Source organism: Paraburkholderia sp. MPAMCS5 (genome assembly GCF_036016995.1).
Lineage (GTDB): Bacteria > Pseudomonadota > Gammaproteobacteria > Burkholderiales > Burkholderiaceae > Paraburkholderia.
Genome location: NZ_JAYXBK010000028.1, coordinates 18,539 through 39,019, shown reverse-complemented (window position 1 = coordinate 39,019; position 20,481 = coordinate 18,539). Strand labels below are relative to the sequence as shown.

20 protein-coding genes and 1 pseudogene are annotated in these 20,481 nt (G+C 60.4%); 10 read left to right on the top strand and 11 right to left on the bottom strand.

The annotated features are described in order from the left end of the window. Window positions 1-99 precede the first annotated feature (99 nt). Window positions 100-846: pseudogene (gene istA / locus VOM14_RS30960) on the bottom strand (IS21 family transposase); the annotation flags it as partial. A 300-nt stretch (window positions 847-1,146) separates the two neighbouring features. Between istA and VOM14_RS30955 the strand changes: the two are divergent. The 5 genes from VOM14_RS30955 to VOM14_RS30935 all read left to right on the top strand — a co-directional run bounded on the left by VOM14_RS30955 (window position 1,147) and on the right by VOM14_RS30935 (window position 3,488). Then, entirely contained in the window at window positions 1,147-1,602 is a 456-nt protein-coding gene (locus VOM14_RS30955) for a DUF2934 domain-containing protein (RefSeq protein ID WP_327632513.1), read from the top strand. Window positions 1,603-2,192: 590 nt separating this feature from the next. Further along, complete coding sequence (locus tag VOM14_RS30950; protein ID WP_327632512.1) at window positions 2,193-2,480, top strand: DUF1488 domain-containing protein; 288 nt, start codon at window positions 2,193-2,195, stop codon at window positions 2,478-2,480. Between the two features lie 315 nt (window positions 2,481-2,795). Then, entirely contained in the window at window positions 2,796-2,954 is a 159-nt protein-coding gene (locus VOM14_RS30945; RefSeq protein ID WP_327632511.1) for a hypothetical protein, read from the top strand. 10 nt (window positions 2,955-2,964) lie between these two features. Next, window positions 2,965-3,225, top strand: coding sequence for a hypothetical protein (locus tag VOM14_RS30940; protein WP_327632510.1), 261 nt, complete (start codon window positions 2,965-2,967; stop codon window positions 3,223-3,225). 56 nt (window positions 3,226-3,281) lie between these two features. Beyond that, a complete protein-coding gene (locus VOM14_RS30935) occupies window positions 3,282-3,488 on the top strand; it encodes a hypothetical protein (RefSeq protein WP_029972085.1) in 207 nt (68 codons plus the stop codon). Window positions 3,489-4,324: 836 nt separating this feature from the next. On the opposite strand, the gene VOM14_RS30930 is transcribed toward VOM14_RS30935, so the two are convergent. From VOM14_RS30930 to VOM14_RS30895, 8 genes are all read right to left on the bottom strand, one after another. Continuing rightward, entirely contained in the window at window positions 4,325-4,534 is a 210-nt protein-coding gene (locus VOM14_RS30930) for a hypothetical protein (protein WP_327632509.1), read from the bottom strand. A gap of 154 nt (window positions 4,535-4,688) precedes the next feature. Beyond that, entirely contained in the window at window positions 4,689-5,102 is a 414-nt protein-coding gene (locus tag VOM14_RS30925) for a type II toxin-antitoxin system HicB family antitoxin (RefSeq protein ID WP_327632508.1), read from the bottom strand. 43 nt (window positions 5,103-5,145) lie between these two features. Next, a complete protein-coding gene (locus VOM14_RS30920; protein WP_327632507.1) occupies window positions 5,146-5,418 on the bottom strand; it encodes a hypothetical protein in 273 nt (90 codons plus the stop codon). 611 nt (window positions 5,419-6,029) lie between these two features. Continuing rightward, entirely contained in the window at window positions 6,030-6,266 is a 237-nt protein-coding gene (locus tag VOM14_RS30915; protein WP_327632515.1) for a hypothetical protein, read from the bottom strand. Between the two features lie 216 nt (window positions 6,267-6,482). Continuing rightward, window positions 6,483-8,051, bottom strand: a complete 1,569-nt coding sequence (locus VOM14_RS30910; protein ID WP_327632506.1) for an FAD-dependent oxidoreductase — start codon at window positions 8,049-8,051, stop codon at window positions 6,483-6,485. 143 nt (window positions 8,052-8,194) lie between these two features. After that, on the bottom strand, window positions 8,195-8,650 hold the full coding sequence (locus VOM14_RS30905; protein ID WP_327632505.1) for a DUF2231 domain-containing protein: 456 nt from the start codon (window positions 8,648-8,650) through the stop codon (window positions 8,195-8,197). A gap of 467 nt (window positions 8,651-9,117) precedes the next feature. Further along, window positions 9,118-9,759, bottom strand: a complete 642-nt coding sequence (locus VOM14_RS30900; RefSeq protein WP_327632504.1) for a response regulator transcription factor — start codon at window positions 9,757-9,759, stop codon at window positions 9,118-9,120. Then, the gene (locus VOM14_RS30895) at window positions 9,756-10,934 is read right to left on the bottom strand and encodes a PAS domain-containing sensor histidine kinase (RefSeq protein WP_327632503.1); all 1,179 of its coding nucleotides are present in this window, start codon (window positions 10,932-10,934) and stop codon (window positions 9,756-9,758) included. Before VOM14_RS30895 ends, VOM14_RS30900 begins: the two co-directional genes overlap by 4 nt. A gap of 945 nt (window positions 10,935-11,879) precedes the next feature. Between VOM14_RS30895 and tal the strand changes: the two genes are divergently transcribed. From tal to tnpC, 5 genes are all read left to right on the top strand, one after another. After that, a complete protein-coding gene (gene tal / locus VOM14_RS30890; protein ID WP_327632502.1) occupies window positions 11,880-12,986 on the top strand; it encodes a transaldolase in 1,107 nt (368 codons plus the stop codon). A 494-nt stretch (window positions 12,987-13,480) separates the two neighbouring features. After that, a complete protein-coding gene (locus VOM14_RS30885; RefSeq protein ID WP_327632501.1) occupies window positions 13,481-13,858 on the top strand; it encodes a hypothetical protein in 378 nt (125 codons plus the stop codon). Between the two features lie 237 nt (window positions 13,859-14,095). After that, on the top strand, window positions 14,096-14,611 hold the full coding sequence (locus tag VOM14_RS30880; protein ID WP_327632500.1) for a transposase: 516 nt from the start codon (window positions 14,096-14,098) through the stop codon (window positions 14,609-14,611). Continuing rightward, window positions 14,587-14,940: an IS66 family insertion sequence element accessory protein TnpB gene (gene tnpB / locus VOM14_RS30875; protein ID WP_308836216.1), complete on the top strand. Its 354-nt coding sequence runs from the start codon at window positions 14,587-14,589 to the stop codon at window positions 14,938-14,940. The genes VOM14_RS30880 and tnpB overlap by 25 nt, the downstream gene beginning before the upstream one ends. A 31-nt stretch (window positions 14,941-14,971) precedes the next feature. Then, the gene (gene tnpC / locus VOM14_RS30870) at window positions 14,972-16,552 is read left to right on the top strand and encodes an IS66 family transposase (protein WP_327632499.1); all 1,581 of its coding nucleotides are present in this window, start codon (window positions 14,972-14,974) and stop codon (window positions 16,550-16,552) included. 1,215 nt (window positions 16,553-17,767) lie between these two features. On the opposite strand, the gene VOM14_RS30865 is transcribed toward tnpC, so the two are convergent. After that, window positions 17,768-18,703: a PRC-barrel domain-containing protein gene (locus tag VOM14_RS30865; RefSeq protein WP_327632498.1), complete on the bottom strand. Its 936-nt coding sequence runs from the start codon at window positions 18,701-18,703 to the stop codon at window positions 17,768-17,770. A 142-nt stretch (window positions 18,704-18,845) separates the two neighbouring features. Further along, complete coding sequence (locus tag VOM14_RS30860) at window positions 18,846-19,697, bottom strand: PRC-barrel domain-containing protein (protein WP_327632497.1); 852 nt, start codon at window positions 19,695-19,697, stop codon at window positions 18,846-18,848. Window positions 19,698-20,481 lie beyond the last annotated feature (784 nt).

The following is a 20,481-nucleotide window of genomic DNA, read 5'->3' as shown; positions in this document are numbered from 1 at the left end:
ACCTGATGACCTTCCTCCGCACCTTGTAACCGAATAATATGTGCTGTTTGCTTTCCACAAAGGTACTGCCTTGGCCTAGTTCGTTATCGAGCAGCACATATTTTTTACTGCACCATACTCGTGGCCCAAGCCGCGGTTATTGCGCGTGCCCTCCATGCCGTAATGGTCGAGTAACGCCGCATAACGTGTCGTGAAGTCCTCCTGCTCCTGCAAGTTCTTGAAGGCGGCCGACAGGCTGTCAGAGCGATGTTCGTGCGGGCTGCCGCCCGCCTGCCATAGCGCGTTCTGCAATCCCGCAGCGAGGGCCTCGAAACTCTCGCCGCCCTCAACAACGTTCGCATACTCCCAGCGCGAGAACGCCAGTACGAAGTGATACAGCCGGTGGCCGAACGGGGCGCCGCCGATCGTCACGCACAGCTTGCTCATATCGGTGAAGTCCGATAGTCCGCGCACGCCGGGCTGATGCTCCTGGGGGAAGAACACCTCCAGGCTAGGCCCTTCGAGTGCCCGCCACTGGCGAATACGTCGCTCCAGCGTGCGACGCATGCTATCGGGATATCGATCCGGGTGATCATCCTGCAGCTTGCGCAAGATCGTGATGCCCATCAGGTTGGGCGCGTTGCGCAGCAACGGTACGACTTCGCTGTCCCATACGTCGACGAAGGGATCAGGGCGGGTCCGCCATGATTGGCGTGGCTTCTGGGAGGGCAACGTGGCATCGCGCTCGATGCGGCGTGCCGTACGCACGCTGATGCCGGTCTTGGCGGCCGCGACTTCCTGCGGATGGTGTTTGCGCTTGTTCATGTAGAGACGAACCTGTTGGTCGGTAATGCGGGTTCCAGACATGAGCTGACCGCTTTTTATTTAAGCTTCGATCAGCCCATCCTAAAGCCCCGTCGACCTGGCGCCGCCGGTGGTTCGTCGTCTCCGGCGGCTACGCCGCCTCCAACTCCTCACCACCGGCCAAAACAATCGTCAACGACCGGCCAAGACAATTGTCGCCGCCCAACCGCGCGACGTCTGTGAATAGTGATAGTGTTTTTACTTGCTGGATGCAGCGTCTGGCCTCCTCCAGGGTGGGTGTTCTAACGCTGGTCCAGCCAGGTGAGCGGCGGCCGCCGCGGGTGAACGGACAAAGGAAACGCTATGACGAAGCGACTGGTCGACGTATTGGACAGCGACGGCGCTGTCATCCATACATATCCTATTACGCTCGACGGTCCTGATGATGGGACGGACGATGCTGCATACAAAGCAAAAGCGCTGGAGGCGGCCGGCCACGGCCGACTGGTCTCCGACACTGAACTCGGCAGCCTGACCGCCAGAATGCACGTCAGTAGGGGCGGCCAGATGGCGCCCTACGGCGATGATCTGCGAGCGTCTTCGGAAACGAAAGCGGGTCTGGAGCAGACCGTTCGCGAACGCGCCTACTTCCTATGGCAACAGGACGGGTGTCCTGAGGGACGTGCGGAGCAATACTGGCATCGTGCGCTTGACCAGCATCTGCGGGAGCGCGCCTATGTGCTTTGGGAGCAGGAGGGGCGACCCGAAGGGCGGGCCGACGAGTATTGGCGCCGGATCTGCGACTTCGAGGCGAAGTGAGTGGCGGAAAGCCGCCGCCGCGGTGAACGTGAGTACGTGAGTCGATGTGCCAATGAGTAAGCCAAATGATGTTCGGTAAGCGGAGTAAAACGGGGCGATGAAGTGCCCGTTGCCGTTACAGAACGGCTCGCGGTATCGCCGGATTTGGCTTGCGTAGGCGGCTAAACTTCCAATAGCGGCAGTCTACCCAGCGCGATCCGCTCCGTCGGTGGTCGCCGCCATCTGTGATCAGCGCCCGCGTGTAGCGGAGCAAAAGACGCTGGACAAGCGACGGCGGTCGCCATCCGAGCGAATTCTCAAGGTCGACATGTATAAACGGTTAGGAAAACTGAACTCAAGTGGTTCAGGTAAATAAAGACGTCGGTGCCAGCCAATGGGTATACAGTGGGGAGACCGGTCGCCCATGAGCGACCTCCAACTGCGGAGCCCATCATGCGATCGCAACTCAAACCTGCTTCGGCTGCAATTGGCAGCGAGAGCGAGTACGCCGTCGAACGCAGGACGCGTGCTCATCTACTCGACGCAGCGGATGCTCTGAGAGCAGAGAAAAGACGCGTCAGTTACGCCGCGATCGACTCCAACGCCAGTAAGTGGCGCTACTCGGCCGTGCGCGCGAAGAGTTGATCGCGGTGCTTCAATTTCCCAATCCCAGTCGTAGCTATGATGCCTCCCGACATTGCGTGTGTTTCTGGGGGTACGACAATTCACGCGAAATCACCTTCATGGTCGACGACGCCGTGCTCAGAAATCTGCAACCTGGGGTTGGATCCGACGAGCGGTCGGTGCTTGGTGCCTTTGACGAGTTTCGCGAAAAGGTTCTCGAAATCGCCAAGAAGCAGTATGTCGGCGGTCCGCAGAATCGATATTCGATTTCATGAGCTACAGACCTGTCGCGAGAATGCTTCCAGATCTGCCAATCCGTGGCTTTCTGGAGCGCCCTGCCCAGCGCCCTAACGGGGCAACGCCGCTTCGCTTCTGACGGCGATCAGGGGTGCCACGATCGCCTGTGCTGCATTTAGCGCAAGGTAGTCTGAATCGACCGTTCGTCCGGCCACGCCGGAACGTCATCCCTGGACCCGCTGAGTAGCGTCGCTGGCTGTATCGCACTATGCAGCCGCGCGACACGGTTCGCACGAAACAAGCCTTGGCCACCTAAAATTATAAGTAGGGTTCTGACCTCAAAGGAGGCTGCCATGACCCAGTCAATGATCAGTTTTGTAGTGGGGATTGTGGTGCTGCTATGCGTCGCGATACTCGCGGCGGCACGGTACAGGCGAGAACACAAGGACGAGCCGGTTACCCGCTGGCTAGACGTGCATCCAATTCGCGACTGGCTGCACCATAAGCACTGAGTGATTCGACATGATTTTGGAAGCGCTGGGGCGCGCGCGTGCTATTTCTCTATCGTGCGGTCTGTCGCCGGATGTAAAGCGAGAACAGATTGAAAAGGATGATATGACGTATGCAATGTGGGGCATCGCGGTCGGGCTGGCGCTGATGTTCGGCGTGTCGCTGCGGCGATACAGGCGCAGCCTTCTGCGCAAGCGGGAAATCCGTTGGATGGATGAGCATCACCTATTGGACCGGCTGCGCGAGCAGCTGGGATGGTCGCTCCAGAAATGACACGTGCTGGGCAGCTTGGCACGTTGCAAGGACTACTTCTTGAAGGAGTTAGCGAAATGACCATGAATTACGCAGGCAGGTCGCACGATGAAGCTGTGGCAGCGCGGCACAGGCAGAAGCAAAAGGCGCAGGAACAGGCCGGCGGCGAAATGGCGATCGAAGGGACGGAGGCCGACGCGGAGCATAGTTGCGGCGAGCTCTCCGAGCGGGGAAAGCAGGTATGGCGAAGCGGAAGCGGGATCAACGGTGGGGGAAAGGAGTGATAGGGTCTCGGTGTTCTGACGCGACGGCGGGCGGAGCAATTCACTTCGCCCACCGTCGCGAGCAGATCCGTTCCGCAACTCCGGTGCCATTTGACCCAACCCGTCTACGCCGTCTCGAGAGGCGTCACTGCGGCCTCCGTTATGCATCAGACGTGTCTGCGGGTGCTGAACCGTGATCAAGCGGGAATGCGAGCGCCTGTTACCGGATTTGAAGGCGCTGCGAGCGGGACCTAAACCGGTCGCGATCCATCCTGGTGACCGTCGGCGGTGGCCTTGCCTGATGTCAATGCGCGCTCGACTTCATCGAATACATTAAGAAGTCGGATTACGCGCCTGTTCCCGTCGGGTAGCAGACCCTGCTGCGTCGATAGCGAAGAAATGCGACGCCGCCAGTACGATAGCGCGAGCGGATTTCCGCGCACAAGTCACGGAATGATCTGTTCGAGGTGCGTCAGGTCTGTTTCGAATTGGTAGCGCGACATCAGGATCCCTTGCCGAAGTGATTCCGTGTCACTCACAGATCAAGTCTGTACCGGCCGGGCTGGCATGTCTGCACGCTGCCGTACAGGGGCTCGGGCGCCCCGAACCTGTCACACGAGCCGCGGATGCTTCACACGTGCGGCTTCACGCCGAAATCCATGCCGCCTCGCCTGGATCGAGATATGGCACTGTAGCCGCTCTTCTCAAACCTGCGCCAGCAGATCTGGCGTCAGAGCCTGGTTAGGGCTTTTGTACCGGGACGATGCCACACCGCTGCAAAGAACCGACGCTTCGACGGTTCTCCCGCCTCCGCCGTCTCAGGGCGGAGCGATAAATTCCGTATGAGTCATCGACGTTCAGGGCCGCATGAAGCCGCTTCCAGCACCCAGCCATTTCCTTGCGTGCCTGACCCATTGCTTCGGTGTTCTGTGTCGAATCCCTTCGGCGGCATCTCGCTCTTTACCTCCCTGGACCACCGGCATGCCATCATCCGTCGCATTCGCCGCAGCCTCTCTCTGTCTTCTGCTTTCTGCCAGTTCTTCGGCATTTACCTGGTCATCAATCATGACGCACTCCTACTATGTAACAAACTGGTTCGCCAACAGGCGGTTGGCGTCGCCCTCGATAGTCGGGACGACGCGGCACATCGTAAGTTCGGGTTTTGTGATTGCTGACGCCGGTCGTGGCGTGCGACGTCATCCGTCCATGGACACCCGGCGTCTAGGGCAATTGCCCTTCGTCCCGGTTCCCAAGTTCGTGGACGGCAGCCAGCGTAAAGAACGTAGAGCGCGTCGAGTGACGCTCTTTTGCTGCAGCATCGACTCTCTGCAGCAGACTCTCGGGCAGACTGAATTGAACACTCACGGCTTTCGAGGTAACCCGCGCCAGATTGATCTCGATGAACATCCAGATCCCTTTCCCATCGTCCATGTCGAGCGTATGCAATTCCGACGTACTGCAGGTGGGAGCGGGTATGAGTTCCTCACTTCGGTCATACATCAGTTCGACAACCTCCTGTGCGTTGCGTTTCAGTTCATCGAACGAATGGCCACGCGCAACTGCTCGGGGAAGATCAGGAAAACTGGCACGAAAGCCGGCAGCTCCATCACGGTGCACATAAAGCGGATATTGCATGACCTGCTCCACTCAAGCTTTGGACTGACTGACATTCGATGTGTCAGAGTCCGGTCGCCTCAACCTTGCCATCGACGATGTCTTTGCCGTATTGCATCGCGACGTCGATGGCGTCGCCCGCGGTGGTGGGACTTCCCGCGTCGAACAACGTTGCATAGCGCCGGGCCTTAACCTCGCTGGAGGGAATGGTGTCGATTCGCACGACGGATGAGAACTGGCGCGGACCTTTGGCATACGGGTCACGGTGCAGCGGGAACTCCTGGTGAGAGTACGCACGTAGCTCGTACCCTCTGTATTCGATGGTGGGGATGGTCATGATGGCGTGCTCCTTGAGCGATACTGACCGTCATGAACCCATGCCTGTCCGGATGCGAAAAAGGGCGGTCAGGTCATCTGGATCTTTTCACAATGCGCTCAATGCCATCGAAAAGCAAACTAAATCGTGGCGTGGTGAATGTGAAAGCTTGCGTCGTGCCGGCATCGCAAAGACGACCTGCTCATGCACATCGTTTTCGTGCTTGCACGTGAGCCGCGCATCGCTATCGCCTACGCAATGTCGGGTACTGCGGTATCCGGCGTCCGGGTGCCGGCGCGAGCCCGACGGTTTCCTGCTTCATGCCCTGAGCCCGCATCACCCAGCCGATTGTCGAGCGCATCGCGTTAAAGGCAGTGTCCGTGCGAAAAGGGGGACTGTCCACGGTTGGCCGGAGTCTGCGTCCGGTTGGCGTTCTATTGGTTATCCAGGTCTTCGGCTGTATCTGCCACAGTTGCGTTACTGCGCGGTTCAAACACCACGTCGTCGGCTTTCGGAAGGGCCGTTAATCGACGCGACGGTCAGCGGCCGTTCCCGAAAGCAGGTCGAAGGTCTCAAAATGGCCGTACCCGGTCCGGTCACTGAGAGACCGGGTCGGGGAAACAGAGATGGAATCAGTCAACTGGGCCAAGCAACACGTCGACTGCGGCTTGTCCGGCGATTTCGCCTACCAGGTAGGCCCAGCGTTCAGTGAAGGGGCCGTTGCGCAGTGGTATGCGGCCTCCTCGCGCGCCGAGCACTCCGAGGTTAGTGCCGCCTTTTATCTGAAAAGTCACGTCAAACGTGTCTTCAGCAGCCGGAGTCAATTCGACATCAATCTCGAAGCCGCGATACGCGATCAGTCGGTGCATCAAAGCCCCCGTTTGGTCATTGGAGATTAACATTGAAAGACAACCCTGAACGGTCTGCACAGTAATACGCGCGCCGGACCTCGTCCTGCGTCGCGCTGCATGGCAGGCCGAGAACTCGTAGTGGTCCCTGTATTTCATTCCGGCGCCCACCTGATTCCGGGTCGTGCAGCCATCACGCATTGCGCCCGTCTGTTGTCCGTATCTGTTGCGCTTCCTTCAGTTCACGCTACCCGCGTGTCGCCAGTCTGTCGCGGCGATCGTCCGCTCGAACTCGACTTCCGCGCGCAGTCCGTCCAGATCCCGATGCACGATGGCCACGGCCAGCTTCCTGCCAGCACGGCGATACGTGATCGTGCAGTTCTGGGTCCCGGCATCGAGCTGACCGTCGATCCCGGCCTCATCCCAGTGCTGCGCGTGCCCGACATAAGCGAGACCGAAATCGTATTGCTCGGTCCAGAAGAACGGCACGGCGTCGAACCGCTCGCGCCGGCCGAGCATGTTGCGTGCTGCGGTCTGACCCTGGCGTTCGGCCACTACCCAGTGTTCGACGCGGATGCGCTCGCCAGTGAGCCGGTCCGGCCAGCGTGCGATGTCGCCGGCCGCGAAGATGCCCGGGACACTCGTCTCGAGATATGCGTTGACGATAATGCCGCGATCGATCAGGAGTCCCGCCTGTTCGGCGAACGAAATCACCGGCCGTACGCCGATGCCGACGACCACAAGATCGGCCTGAAGGTGTTCTCCATTTTTGAGGCTGACGTTTCCTCTGTCGATGGAAATGGCGGTGGTGCCGAGATGGAACATGACGCCGTGGCGTTCATGGAGCCCGCGGATGAAGTTTCCGACGTCCGGTCCGAGGATTTTCTCCATCGGAACGGCATCGGGCGCAATCACATGCACCTCGACATTGCGCGCGCGCAGCGATGCCGCCACTTCGAGCCCGATGAAGCTTGCGCCGATCACCACCGCCCGCTTTGCCGTGAGGGCCCGGGCGACAAGCGTGCGGCTGTCGGCAAGCGTGCGCAGGTAGTGCACATGCGGGAGATTCGCCCCCGGCACATCGAGCCGCACCGGCTCGGCGCCGGTCGCGAGCAGCAGCGCATCGTAGGCAACGCGACTGCCGTCCATGAGTTGCAGGTGCCTGTTCCTTGTGTCGAGCGTGATGACGGGAGTGTCGAGCTTCAGGTCGATGCGATGCGCCTGATAGAACGTCAGTGGACGTAGCGGATTCGATTCCGCGGACGCGGTACCGGCGAGGAAGCCCTTCGACAGGTTGGGCCGGTCACACGGCCTCGATGGATCGGCGCTCACCAAGGTGATGCGGCCTGTATATCCCTCGAGACGGAGTGTCCCGGCGGCGGCATTGCCTGCCGCGCCACCTCCCACGATAACGATCGATTGCGGTGTGCCGGGCGCTGACGGCAAGGGCTTCGGTTCCACAGGCATGAGCTTTTCGCGAACGTACACGGTGCCGTCCCGCTGCTCGACGCGCCAGCAGGCAACCGCGTCCAGTGCGGGCGCGCGGAGCGCGTCACCGGTGCGCAGGCTGAAACAGGCATGATGCCAGGGGCAGCGGACCGTGTCGTCGACCAGCAGCCCGTCGGCCAGTGGAGCGCCGTAGTGCGTGCAGTGGGCGCCGACCGCGAAAAACTCATCACCATGCCGCGTGAGCAACACCGCTTCGCCGTGTGCGTGTCCTGCCAGCATGGCGCCGTCAGTGACTTCCGAGAGCGCGACGCCGTTGACGAGGTCCGGCCCGCTGAGCTTTTCCCCGGATTCGTTCATTCGATCCTCCTGACCTTGATGATGATCGACATAGTCCCGCGCACGGCGGCGCCAGCCGGCGTAGCGGAGGAATTATAGATATCCGCCGATTGATGCCTGTATGGACTACAGTCGAGTGACGGAATACGAATGCGGAAGCGCCGCTATTCCCGTCCCTCGACGCCTACACCATAGACATGCACCATCTGGCCGCCGAGCCAGCCTGATACAAAGAGAAGCGCGACGCCAACAATCGAAAGCACAACCGGCGTGCTCATTCCCGGGTTCATGCTCATGGAGCTTCCGGCACGCAACCAGATATTGATCGCATACAGCACGACGACGGTGAGATTGATCGCCATGTGGGCGAGTGCGATCTTCCTGACTGGCGGAGCGAAACTCTTGTAGAAGATCAGGTCGATAAATCCTGGCACTGCCGCGCAGAGCGCGCCGACAAGGCCGCCGACCATGCTGAAAAACGCGACAGTGAGCCACGCATCTCCCGAGGCTCCCGCGAGACGGATCAGATCGCAGATCAGCGAGAATATCCACAGGCCGATCGGGAAGACAACCAGCATGGGGTGGACAGGATGTTTGAAGATGCTCGCAGGAGTATGCATGGGAGTCCTCATCTGGTTGCTGGTCGGTTTTCACGGACACCCTGACGGGTCGGCTGACGACACTGTTTCGGCGGTCTTGATTCTTTTCCCGGTGCTCCGTCTCATCGGCGATGAATCATCGACGACCGGGCGGTGAGGTTCTCGCGAACGCTCGGAGCAGGCGTGATGCGAACTGCGCGCAGCATTGGCATCGTGGATGGCATTGTCAATAATTCCAACGATAGGAGCCAGAGTGCTCTGGGCGCGGCACACACGCGCGTGAAATGTCTTTTCATGATGGATCTCCGTAGTACCAGCTTCGCAGGCCATGGTTCGCACACCGTCCCGGAGTGCGCCATACCGGATCTGGCCGAGGTGTTGCAACGCTTCACCATACAGTCTGATGCTACGCGTGCGTAAGAGAAGGGAGAATAGGCAGATCTCGACCGCCGGGGTCAGGCATTCTTGACGCCTACCGCCGGACCGCGTCAGGGAGGGGTCAGTCCGCAGGCGATCGCGAACTTGACCAGGGCGGCGAAGCTGTCGATGTCGAGCTTCTGCATGAGCCGGCTGCGATAGGTATCGACCGTCTTGGGTGACAGACACAGCGCGCGCGCGATGTCGGCGGTGCTCCTGCCCTCGGCGACCAGTTGCAGTATCTGATGCTCACGGCTGCTCAGCTTGCCGAGCGGATCGGTCGGCTGGTGCTCGCGAATGTAGTCGTCAACCACCGTTTCGGTGATCTTCTGGCTCAGGTAGCGCCGCCCCGCATGAACGCTCCTGACCGCTGCCACCAGTTCGGCTCCCGCTGACTCCTTGAGAAGATAGCCTTTCGCTCCCGCCTGCAGTGCGCGAAAGATGTGCTCGGTAGTCGAATACATCGAGAGGATGATCACCTGAGTCAGGGGTGACGGCTGGTGGAGAAGGCGGGTTGCTTCGATTCCGTCCAGTTCCGGCATGACAATATCCATGATCGCGACGTCAGGCTTGAGCTCAGTCGCCTTGTGTACCGCTTCCCTGCCGTCCCGCGCATGCGCGACGACAGATATGTCCTCGTGTGCCTGAAGCAATGCCGCGACGCCGTCACGAAGAACCGAATGATCGTCGGCCAGTAACACCCGGATCGTCATTGAACCCTCCGTACCGTGGCAATCACGGTCGTGCCGGCCCCGGGCCGCGACTGGATCCGCAACGATCCTTCCACCGGGCGCAAGCGCTCGTGCATGATAAGCAATCCCAATCCGTTGGTTCGATGGTCAGTCCGGGACCCGGCATCGAAGCCGCAGCCGTCGTCTGTGATCGTCAGGGATACGCTTTTCGCATCGGACGCGAGCGTCACACGCACCATGGCAGCCTGGGCGTGTTTCAGGACGTTGGCGAGGGCCTCCTGACTGATCCGGAACAACGCGGTTTCGACTTCCTGTTGCAGCCGGGGAACGGTGTGCTTTGCCTCGACGATGACGCGAATGCCAGTGCGAGCGGCAAACTGCTCGCCATACGATTTCAGCGTTACGGCGAGACCGTAGTCGTCGAGAACCAGGGGGCGCAGCGCGCCGGCCACGTCACGTACCACCTCCACTGTACGTTCGACCAGCGCGATGGAATCGTCCAGTCTGGGGCCAACCCTGGTCAATAGTTCCGCTGGGAGCTGGTCCTTGATGATATGCAGATTAAGGTTGATGGCCGCGAGATCCTGACCGAGACGATCGTGCAGTTCTGCGGACAGATCGCGCCGTTCCGTTTCCTGGATCTCCACAACGCGCTGCGATACGGCCCGCAACTGCTCTGCATGAATTCGCGCTTCGGCCTCAGCCCGTTTGCGCGTCGTAATGTCGATCAAGGTCGCGCGCGTGTACAGAAATCTTCCCTGACTATCCCGTACTGCCGCAATCCGCAGGAACGCGTCAAACATCGATCCGTCTTTGCGGACGAGCGCCATCTCGATCTCTGCAATCTCCCGCCCGGCGATGAGTGTTGCGATTGCGCGCTCATACTCGCTGTGGAAGGGCGGATCAACGAGTTCGGCGAACTTTCGCCTGCCGACGAGTTCCCGCTGCGAGAAGCCGAGCCACGTCAGTCCCGTCTGGTTCATCCGCAGGATGGTCCCGTCAGGTCCGACACTGTGATACCCGCAGGGAGCGTTCTCGTAAAGATCATGCAGGTCGAGGGCAACCTGCTCGCTCGCTTCTTCATGCGCTGGCATGGGGGCTCCCGCCGATACGGAATCACGCTGTTTTTCTTGAGCCACGATCAATAATTCCGCATCGGTTGAATTCCAGTCGGCGCTACTGTCACGCTCTGCCACACGATCGTCGCATTCGCCGGAGCGTGAGAAACCGTGGGAAACGGCCTCGCGCGTCGAGCGGGATGGGGGCGGTCAACACGGGTTCCATTGGGCTCACACCGCGAAGTTTCAAATACCCGGTTGAATCCTCCTGACGGTTTGTCTCGAACAAAAACCAGGTGCACCGTTCCAGGTTCTGACAGGGACCGCACGGCAGCCATCAACATTCTGCACAGGGCGGCATACCGGCAAACGGGCATCACGGCTGGTCAGCATGCGATTTTGCATTCTGGACCAAGCAGTGCTGCGCAGCAAGCCAGTGGAAGTGCGCAGTGGCGGCCCAAATGAAATAGCCGTTTCGATAACACGCAATGTGGTTTTTTTGCCGAAGGCCGAACGGAGGCGATTGCGTCGGACGCCGACAGACCGGCAACGCGTCGGGAAACACGCGTCGGGAAACACGGCCGCGCAAGCCTTTTCCAGCGGCTCGCCATGCCCTGCGGGCGGGTCGCGAGCGCAGCTGTCGCGGGCTGAGCTCGACGCGGTGGGGCCCTGACTGTAGTTTTTTCACGAACAGACAGGAAGTTGTCAAAGATCTCCGACGGTATCTGTCAATGTTTGCTGATACCGTCATGATCGACTTCGCATCAGACTTGCCCATTATTCTGTGCATTTCCATCGTACGTTTCATCGTTTGTCATTTCGCAGCGGTGTTGTACGTCCGGATTGAATCCTCCAAAGTGATGAGGCACAGCGTTTGCGTGCGAGGAGTTTCAGAGTGCAGACCGGCCTGACTGGATCGGGACCATGGGATTCGATATGGTGCGACGCCTGATCAGAGGCGGCAGGAGCTTGCTACCTCGTCACTCGACGACCTGACGTTCCGGCTGGCGAAGCTGCGCGTAGTCTGGTTGATCGTGCCCGCAGGTGCAGCAGGCGGTGCGTAATAGGGACATCGAGGACATCATGAAGTCGACCCAACAACTGCATGACCTTGGCCAAAGCCTTTGGCTCGATAACATCACCCGCGGACTACTGACGGACGGCACACTGCAGCGCTACATCGAAGAGTTTTCGGTGACCGGACTGACGTCGAACCCCACGATCTTTGATAAAGCCATCAAGGAGACAGCCTTCTACGACACCGCCATCCGGCAGAAGACCAATGAGTGCACATCCGGCGAGGCGTTGTTTTTTGAGCTCGCGCTTGAGGATCTAACCCGGGCGGCCGACCTTTTCCGTCCCGTCCACAACAGCACCGATGGTGTTGACGGCTGGGTGTCGCTGGAGGTGTCCCCTCTGCTGGCACACGACACGGCCGGCACGATCGACGCGGCTGCGCATCTGCATGGAGCCGCGCAGCGTCCCAATCTGTTCATCAAGATTCCGGGTACGCCCGAAGGCGTTCCCGCGATTGAGGAGTCGATCTTCGCCGGCGTGCCGGTGAATGTCACGCTGCTGTTTTCGCGCGAACAATACGTCCCGGCAGCGCAGGCGTATATGCGCGGCATCGAACGGCGGATCGCCGCGGGACGGGATCCGAACGTCGGGTCCGTCGCATCGATCTTCGTCAGCCGCTGGGATGTCGCGGTGAAAGACAAGGTTCCCCCGCAGCTTCGCAACCGCCTCGGGATTGCGATCGCCAGACGCGCGTACCAGGCGTACCGCGAGTTGCTGGCATCGCCCCGCTGGCAACAACTGGCGGTTGCCGGCGCCCGGCCGCAGCGCCTACTCTGGGCCAGCACCGGCACCAAGGATCCGGACGTCTCCGACACACTCTATATCGAGTCGCTGGCGGCCCCTGACACGATCAACACCATGCCCGACAAGACCCTGCACGCCTTCGCCGATCATGGCGAACTGAAGGGTGTACTGCCGGTTGATGGCGGCGACGCCGAAGACGTGCTCGCCGGATTCGCGCGGGCCGGTATCGACGATTCAGCGCTCGCCGCCCAGCTCCAGCGCGACGGCGCTGAATCCTTTGACAAGTCGTGGAAGGATCTGATCGGCCGCATTGCCGCGAAGAGCGCGACGCTGGAGAAGGGTGATCAAATGCGTACGGGGCCGGCGTGAGCGCGAAGCGGACTGTTCAGAATCAACGGCTGATGGAGCGGCCGGCCTGGACGATGCTGGCGGAGCATCACCGGAAGGTGCGTACCCTGCATCTCCGGCGGCTCTTCGCCAGCGATCCCTCCGTGCGGGCGGCTGACCGCTGAGCCGGCCGGTCCCTCCCGATTATTCGAAGAACCGGGTGACCGCCGAAGCGATCGCGCTACTCCTGCAGTTCGCTGGCGATTACGGTCTCGCGTAGCGGATTGCGTTCCCGTGGAATGTCGACGGGAGGTCGGTCACGAGGCCCGTGGTTTGGCCTGCCGGCAACGGACTTCGCGGGCATCAGCGGAATCCCGCTTTTGTTAGCGATGCCGGAAGCATCACAAGTGGCGCATCGCGTCTTCGATATTCTAAAGACGCATTGGGAGAAACCGGTTATGTCTTCATTTGCTCCGGATACGAGTGCGCGTAGCAAGGCTGCGGTGGCCGGGGGTCCAACGAAGGAGTGGACTGTCGTGATGCACGACGGTCGGGTCCTGTTCCGCTGCAAGTCGCATAAGGAAGCGATGGACATGCGCGCGCAGGTCGTGCGGATGTCGCGGGAAGAGGCATTGGGGCTAACCATCGGGTCGGTAAAGATCACCTCAGAGTATGTTGGCGACACCGCGCTCAGCAGCGCAGACGCTCGCTATTGCCATTGGGCATTGCGACATCTCGGTGACGTGTCGATAGCTGCGTCTGATGCTGATGGCGCAAGCCGCTTTGTGGTGAGGTCGAACAGCGGTCAACGCGCGGAAGGCCGAACATTGCCTGCCGCGCTTTTCGAGCTGGTCGGTGAACCAACTACGCCCGCACGGCGGCCGTCCCGTCGCGAACCAAAGCGCAAGGAATAGGCACGAACAACGGCACTCGCGTCTTTGGCCCATCCGCCCGATCGATGGCTATGCGCACGAGGACATCGCAATCCGATTTTTTTGGGGGAGAGGCACATGAAACATCCATACCTGATCCCAGCGCTCGGTCGCTGGATCGCTGCAGTCGTTTCACGGTAAGCGATCCATTATCGACGTCTACTCAACAGCGCTCTGAGCGAGGAGCATAGGTGTCCACCTATTACGAGGTGGACACCTATGGCTGACAAAGACTCAGGGCTGAGAGTAGTTCGGCAAAGTAGTGACGGCCGTCGCCGTTACGATGAAAATGGCAAACGAGCATTGGTCGAGGCGGCGTTACGCCCGGGCGTGTCGGTGGCCCGCATGGCGCAAGAGCACGGGATCAACGCCAACCTGCTGCGCAAGTGGATCACGAAATACCTGATGGAGCGCGAGAAAGGCATCTCGCCGACGCCGCAGGATAACGGCGACGACCTGCCGCCTTCGGGTGATGCGACTGACAGCCTGGCGATCGATCCTCCGAGTTCTCACCAGCTCGTCGTTGCCGCGGCAACACCACCCGCGTTCGTGCCTGTCGTTTCGGTACCACGTGCGTCCACACCGCCATCCCCGTCGATGACGCTCACGCTGCATGTGCATCTGTCGAACGGTGTCGAACTCGAACTGGGCAAGGCCATCGCGACCATTGATGAACTGACAACCTTGGTTCAGATCCTTGGGAGGATGCCGTGTTCCGGTTCGACGACAATCTGAAGGTGTATCTGCACCGCGATCCTGTCGACTTCCGGTACGGCATGAACAGCCTGTCGATTCTCGTTGAACAGTCGATGCGCCTGAATCCGATGGACTCGTCGCTTTACATCTTCGGAAACCGGCATCGCGACAGGATCAAGATCCTTGGCTGGGACGGTAGCGGTTTCTGGCTTATGACGAAACGATTGGAGGCAAGCCGTTTCATCTGGCCCGACAACAAGGCTGAGGTCGTGACGATGACGACCAACGTGCTGCACGCGCTGCTCGATGGCGATGACATCACTACGATTCGACGACATCCGAAGCAGGAATATCTGCGTGTGAGCTGAACAGGCAGACGGTGTGCTGGTCTAACCCGGCATGCCGGTCAACGTCACGATCACCGCCGAGGAACTGAAAGAGCTGCTCGCCGAACGCGATGCCGCTCGTGCGTTGCGAGAAGAACAGGAGGCATTACGCGGCGCCCTGCGGCTCGTGACAGCGGAACGCGATCTCGCCGAGGAACGACTCCGGGCCTACCGTCACGAGTTGTTCGGCGCAAAGAGCGAGGCACGAGATTCAGATCAACCCAGCCTGTTCAACGAAGCCGAGGCGCTCGGCGCGAGCAGCACGCCTGCTCAGGAAGATGCTCCAGAATCGACGGTCGCTGCACATACGCGCAAGAAGCGGGGCCATCGCAAGCCACTCGATCCCAACCTGCCGCGCGACGTTGTGCGGCACGAGCTGCCCGAAGCCGAACGCTTCTGCATCAACGACGGTCACGCGCTCGTCGAGTTCGGCGTGGAGATCAGCGAGCAGCTCGACGTGATTCCGGAGCAGCTTCGCGTGATCCAGCATCAGCGCGTCAAATATGCATGTCCGTGCTGCGATCTCGGCATCAAGGTGACGCCGGCGCCACCTCGCATCATCCCTCGCGGGCTGTTGAGTGAATCGGCGCTCGCATGGATCGCCACCGGCAAGTATCAGTTCGGGATGCCACTGTATCGCCAGGCCCGTCTGCTACGTCGCTTCGGCGGCGACATCTCCTCGAACACGATTGCAGCGAGCATGGTCCGTGCGGGTCTCGCGACGCAACCCATGATCAACCTGATGCGCGATGCGTTGCTCGATGCCGAGTTGATCTACTGCGACGAGACGACACTCCAGGTGCTGAAGGAAAAGGGCCGTCGACCGCAAACGAAGAGTTACCTCTGGGCGCAGATGACCGATTCGGGCGTGCCCATCCGCTGCTTCACCTATACACCGGGGCGTGGCACCAGGCTGGCCGACAAGCTCTTCGCCGGGATCCGGGAGGGCGCAGTCATGATGACCGACGGCTACGAGCCCTACAACGACATCGCTCGGCGTCACCAGCTCGTGCACCTTGGATGCTGGGTTCACCTGAGACGGTACTTCGTCAAAGCAGAGGATAGCGTACCAAAGGCCGCCCGAACGCCCGATCTGCTGGCGACGCGCTTCATCAAATTGATCGGCAAGCTGTTCGCGGCCGAGGCACGCAGCGCGACGTGGACCGCACAACGACGACAGCGGCTGCGACGACGATACAGCGCGCGCGTACTCGACGCCATCCACGCGATGATGCTCGAGCAATCGCCCGGTGTTGTACCGAAAAGCCTACTCGGCAAAGGACTGACCTATCTGCGCGTGCAGTGGCCGAAGCTGATCCGCTACATCGAGAATGGCAGTTGGCCCATCAGCAACAATACCTGTGAGAATGCGATTCGACCGTTCTGCGTGGGGCGCCGCGGATGGCTGTTCTCGGACACCGTCGAAGGCGCGAACGCGAGCGCCAATCTCTATACGCTCGTCGAGACCTGCAAAGCAAACAGCATCGATCCCTACCGGTATCTCACCTGGCTGTTCCAGCGGCTGCCTCTGGCGAAGACCGTCGATGACTACGACGCGTTGCTTCCCTGGAAAATGCCGGCCGACCTCCGCTGACCCGCATCACTACCACACCTCACGCGCTCCGCCACCTTACTCTGAGGGACGTCGTTCGTGGATCGCATACGTTTCACGGCGATGGGCGCCGGAACGTGCAATCGTCATTCCTATGCGTTCCCGGACTCGATATCAACTGCTGAAGCCCACACGCGTGCTGGTGTGTATCTCCGTCAGGCGGAATGGAGTAAGACGATAGCCCATACGCGTCGATCGACCGCGCGCCGGCGCTTGCCCGGTAATGATACCGCCGAGGGTTGCGGGTCTCTCTTTCGCGTGTCAGGGTTTAGCAGGACGGTGCAGACAACTGTGCTGGTCGTGCAGACACTCCGTTGATGTCATCCAGCGGCCGGCTGTGTGTGCATGGTTGGCTCATGTCGTCGTTGTGCGAGGTCGGTCTGACCTGGCGATGTTGAGCAACACACATCTGTCGATCAGGACCAGCCGTTGGGACCGTGGACAACCATCGTGCGAGCAGCAGTAGTCGGTTACCACGGCCCGGATTGTTTGCGGCGCACGACAACGTTCGATGGAAATCTCGCCGCACGGTATGTAGCACGGCATGGGGTGCAGTGGCCGATGCGCGTACACAATCAAACCTGACAGGCCGGCATTGCCGTCAGGGAACGCCGCGCCCGAAAATCCGGGATCCTAGCCGAACGATCGGGGGTGGAGCGTATCGTACTCCTGCAGCTTTCTGATATCAGATCGCAACTGCCCAGTCCAGAATTCCGGGATCGATGATTCATCGCGGCCTCCCGCCTCTCCTTCTTCTGCCAACTGTTGCCGGCGTTGTGCAAAGGCATCGATCAGGTTTCGCAGATAACTGGATCTCCATGCCGTCAGGGAGTCACAGTGACGTTGCTCAGCGGGCGCGACACCGCACGCGTGAAGATCGGCGCGTGCGGCGGCACAGTCATGTCCGCCTATGAGGTGTCGCTCCGGAGGGGATGATTTCTGCGGCATGACGCGATTAACGCGTTTAGCTGGGTGAGGTCAGCCGGCTTGACGAGGTGGTGGTCGAAACCCGCCTGGCGGGAACACTGGCGGTCTTCTTCCCGCCCATGTCCGCTAAGCGCGATCTACAGGGTACTGGCCTGGTCCGGCATCGCGCGTATCGGCGTGCAACCTCGTAGCCATCCATGTCGGGTAAGCCGATGTCGAGCAGCACGACGTCCGGTTCCGGACTCAAGGGGAGCACGCCATCCGGCGCGATCACTTCGTCAGATGCGCCTTCCAGTAGTCATCCACCTTTTTACTCTGCTGGCCGAAGTCACCATGTGTCGCGAACTGGTCTTCCTTCATCTGCGGTGCCGCATCCATGCTGGCCTTGGTCGTATCGAGTACCAGCAGGTTGGTGCCGGGAGTCGCCTTGAAGGAACCCCACGAGACCGGGACATATTTCTCGTCGATACCGAACACGCCCCCGCGACCGATCACCAGGTAGGCGATCTTGCCCGTCTGCGGACTCAGGATAATATCCTTGACGCTGCCAAGAGTATCGTTTTGCGGGTTAACCACGTCGGTGCCAACCAGCTGATCGGACCGGAAAGAGGTGTTGTTAGCGGTGACCGGCTGGGCAGCGGCGATCTGCTGACGCTGCCAGCCTGGCGCGTCGGCTTTCGACACATTGCCGTTGCGCAGGTCTGCTGCATAACCCTTGTAGATATTGTGGGTTGCGGCGAGCAATGCCTCGCAGGCCTGCTGCTGGCCGTGATGCGCCAGGATGTTGGCGGAGGCAATGAGCGTGCGGACCTCGTAGCCGGGCCGCGCCCGCCAGTAGCCGGTCTCGGTCCCGGCGGCCCCGGCAGGAGTGCCGTTCGTGCCATTGTTCATGTCGCCGCTGCCGCCAGTGGGCAACGTTCCCGCCCCGCCGTAGCCATGACCGTAGCCATAACCATACATCGGATAGCCATAGCCGGAGTCGGGCCCCGATCCGTGCAGCCAGTAGCCATCTTTCTGCATCTGGCTGTCGAAGGTGCGCAGATCGCCCAGGCATCTCTGCGCGGGCTTCGTGCGGGCGGCTGCATTCGCGTCATGAGTCTGGTTGTTCGCGGCGGCGGTCGCCGTCGGCTGAGCCGCGAGCAACGGCGCGGCAAAACCAAGAGACAGGCACGCGGTGAGCGAGGCGGAAAGAGCAGAGCATTTCATGGTGTTGTCTCCCTGTTGCGTTTTGAGTCGACGTCGACTGACTGCCTGCCGTACCGCGCTCGCAGCAACCAGTGCTGAAAGAACGTGCGAGCCGCCTGATCAGGAACGGGATCGTTTTTTCCTTGCGCCGGAACGAGGCCGGTTATCTGGGAAGCCCATCCTGACGCGCACCCGGTATTGCGGCGTCATGTGTCGCTTCGTTCGCCCAGTAGCCGGGCCGTCCATAATGTTCGTGGATCGCCATTTCCTGCGTCCGGTCCAGTTGCGCCGCTGGATCGTACGGCGGAGCGTCTTTCACGGCTTGCCGTGTCAGGTTGACGGAAACCGTTTCGCCGGGCCAGTTCATGTCCTGGATCCATTGCGGCGCGATGAGCACGTCGTGTCCGAGCCACCAGTTGCTCGTGTTCACAATGATGTATCGGATGGCCCACGTCTCCTCATCGACAAGCAGCGCCTGGACATGGCCGATGTCACCGTCGGTTGCCTCGATGTGACGGCCCATTACCGCTTTGCAACTGCGCAGGTGGGCATCGTCATCCTCGTGCGCCGCTTCAACGCGTGCAGAAGCTGGCTGCCCTTCCGAGCGCATCGCTTGCGGCATCGAAACGTAGCCTGCAAAGCCTGTGGCGATCGTGTTCGGGTAGAGACCGTTACCCCAAAGCCCGGCTCCGCCCCAGTAGTACGGGTAACCGTAATACCCGAGGTACTGGATCTCGTGCTGCCGCGACACCGGTTTCTGGGTGTCAATGTCAGGGCTGTTTTTGACTTGCTCTTTCGTGATCGAAACCGGCAGTACCTTGTCCGTCCAGCTCGGCTGACCGAGCGCGATCGGGGAGATCAACACTCTCCGGCTCGAAAGCCAGCTGCCAGTGTCGACAACGAGATAGCGGATGACCCACGCTTCATCATCAAAATAGAAATCCTTCACGTGACCAATGACGCCGTCGGTTGCGCCGATGGCGTAGTCTTCCAGATCCTTCGTGCTGCGTAACATGTGTCGTTCTCCTTCAGGCGCATCGAACAATGAAGCATTCGACGGATCGCAAATGGAGCGTGATCAATCGCCTGAATACCTCAGCTATGCGATCTGACATTACGCGCACATGAACACGGAAGGAATACGAAAACCTTGATCGCGGGGGTCAGACATTCTTGATTCCAGGCCATGGTCGGGGCGGGTCACCACGACGCGGAGCCCGTTCGATTCGTCGCGTGGTCTGGACGCCTTCCATGTCCGACGCCCTGGTGTACCCGAAACAGCGCCTGACGCGCACGCGTTTGCCGGTCGCCGCATAACCCATTTCAATGACTTCCGTGAGCTTGCGTCCGCCGTCCATTGATCCTTCACAAATGTGCCTCTCGCAAGGCGGTCCAGACCTGTTTGGAACAGGAGTGGCAGGAGCGGCGGCATTCACATGGGAGCGTGACGCGTGGCACCTCGAATGGGCCAGGATCGTGTTGCTGACCGTCTCATCGAGCGCGGTGTCGTGAGATATTCGATCGTTCCCGCAACTGCACCACCCATCGTGCGGATACGTTTTTACCGACCAACTGAGTAAGCCCGCGTAAAAAATGGCGCATGGCGAGGCCGCTGCAACGCGCGCGCCGGTCCTGTCGGACGGAATCCGGAAGTTGGGCGGCAACCTTGTCATTGCATCACAACGTGATATGGTTGGCAGTGACAGACGTCGCGGGGTTTGACACTGGTTCTGGATCCGCGCCCAGCCCCAGGCGGCGGGTATGAAGGGTGCGGCGGAGTGGATACTGGTGTGCGAGGA

What these genes read in the sequence shown, in the direction of transcription:
- VOM14_RS30955 (WP_327632513.1), top strand. Translation starts at nt 1,147, where the DNA reads ATGACGAAGCGACTGGTCGACGTATTGGACAGCGACGGCGCTGTCATC.
- VOM14_RS30945 (WP_327632511.1), top strand. Translation starts at nt 2,796, where the DNA reads ATGACCCAGTCAATGATCAGTTTTGTAGTGGGGATTGTGGTGCTGCTA.
- VOM14_RS30940 (WP_327632510.1), top strand. Translation starts at nt 2,965, where the DNA reads ATGATTTTGGAAGCGCTGGGGCGCGCGCGTGCTATTTCTCTATCGTGC.
- VOM14_RS30935 (WP_029972085.1), top strand. Translation starts at nt 3,282, where the DNA reads ATGACCATGAATTACGCAGGCAGGTCGCACGATGAAGCTGTGGCAGCG.
- VOM14_RS30930 (WP_327632509.1), bottom strand. Translation starts at nt 4,534, where the DNA reads ATGATTGATGACCAGGTAAATGCCGAAGAACTGGCAGAAAGCAGAAGA.
- VOM14_RS30925 (WP_327632508.1), bottom strand. Translation starts at nt 5,102, where the DNA reads ATGCAATATCCGCTTTATGTGCACCGTGATGGAGCTGCCGGCTTTCGT.
- VOM14_RS30920 (WP_327632507.1), bottom strand. Translation starts at nt 5,418, where the DNA reads ATGACCATCCCCACCATCGAATACAGAGGGTACGAGCTACGTGCGTAC.
- VOM14_RS30915 (WP_327632515.1), bottom strand. Translation starts at nt 6,266, where the DNA reads ATGCACCGACTGATCGCGTATCGCGGCTTCGAGATTGATGTCGAATTG.
- VOM14_RS30910 (WP_327632506.1), bottom strand. Translation starts at nt 8,051, where the DNA reads ATGAACGAATCCGGGGAAAAGCTCAGCGGGCCGGACCTCGTCAACGGC.
- VOM14_RS30905 (WP_327632505.1), bottom strand. Translation starts at nt 8,650, where the DNA reads ATGCATACTCCTGCGAGCATCTTCAAACATCCTGTCCACCCCATGCTG.
- VOM14_RS30900 (WP_327632504.1), bottom strand. Translation starts at nt 9,759, where the DNA reads ATGACGATCCGGGTGTTACTGGCCGACGATCATTCGGTTCTTCGTGAC.
- tal (WP_327632502.1), top strand. Translation starts at nt 11,880, where the DNA reads ATGAAGTCGACCCAACAACTGCATGACCTTGGCCAAAGCCTTTGGCTC.
- VOM14_RS30880 (WP_327632500.1), top strand. Translation starts at nt 14,096, where the DNA reads ATGGCTGACAAAGACTCAGGGCTGAGAGTAGTTCGGCAAAGTAGTGAC.
- tnpC (WP_327632499.1), top strand. Translation starts at nt 14,972, where the DNA reads ATGCCGGTCAACGTCACGATCACCGCCGAGGAACTGAAAGAGCTGCTC.
- VOM14_RS30865 (WP_327632498.1), bottom strand. Translation starts at nt 18,703, where the DNA reads ATGAAATGCTCTGCTCTTTCCGCCTCGCTCACCGCGTGCCTGTCTCTT.
- VOM14_RS30860 (WP_327632497.1), bottom strand. Translation starts at nt 19,697, where the DNA reads ATGTTACGCAGCACGAAGGATCTGGAAGACTACGCCATCGGCGCAACC.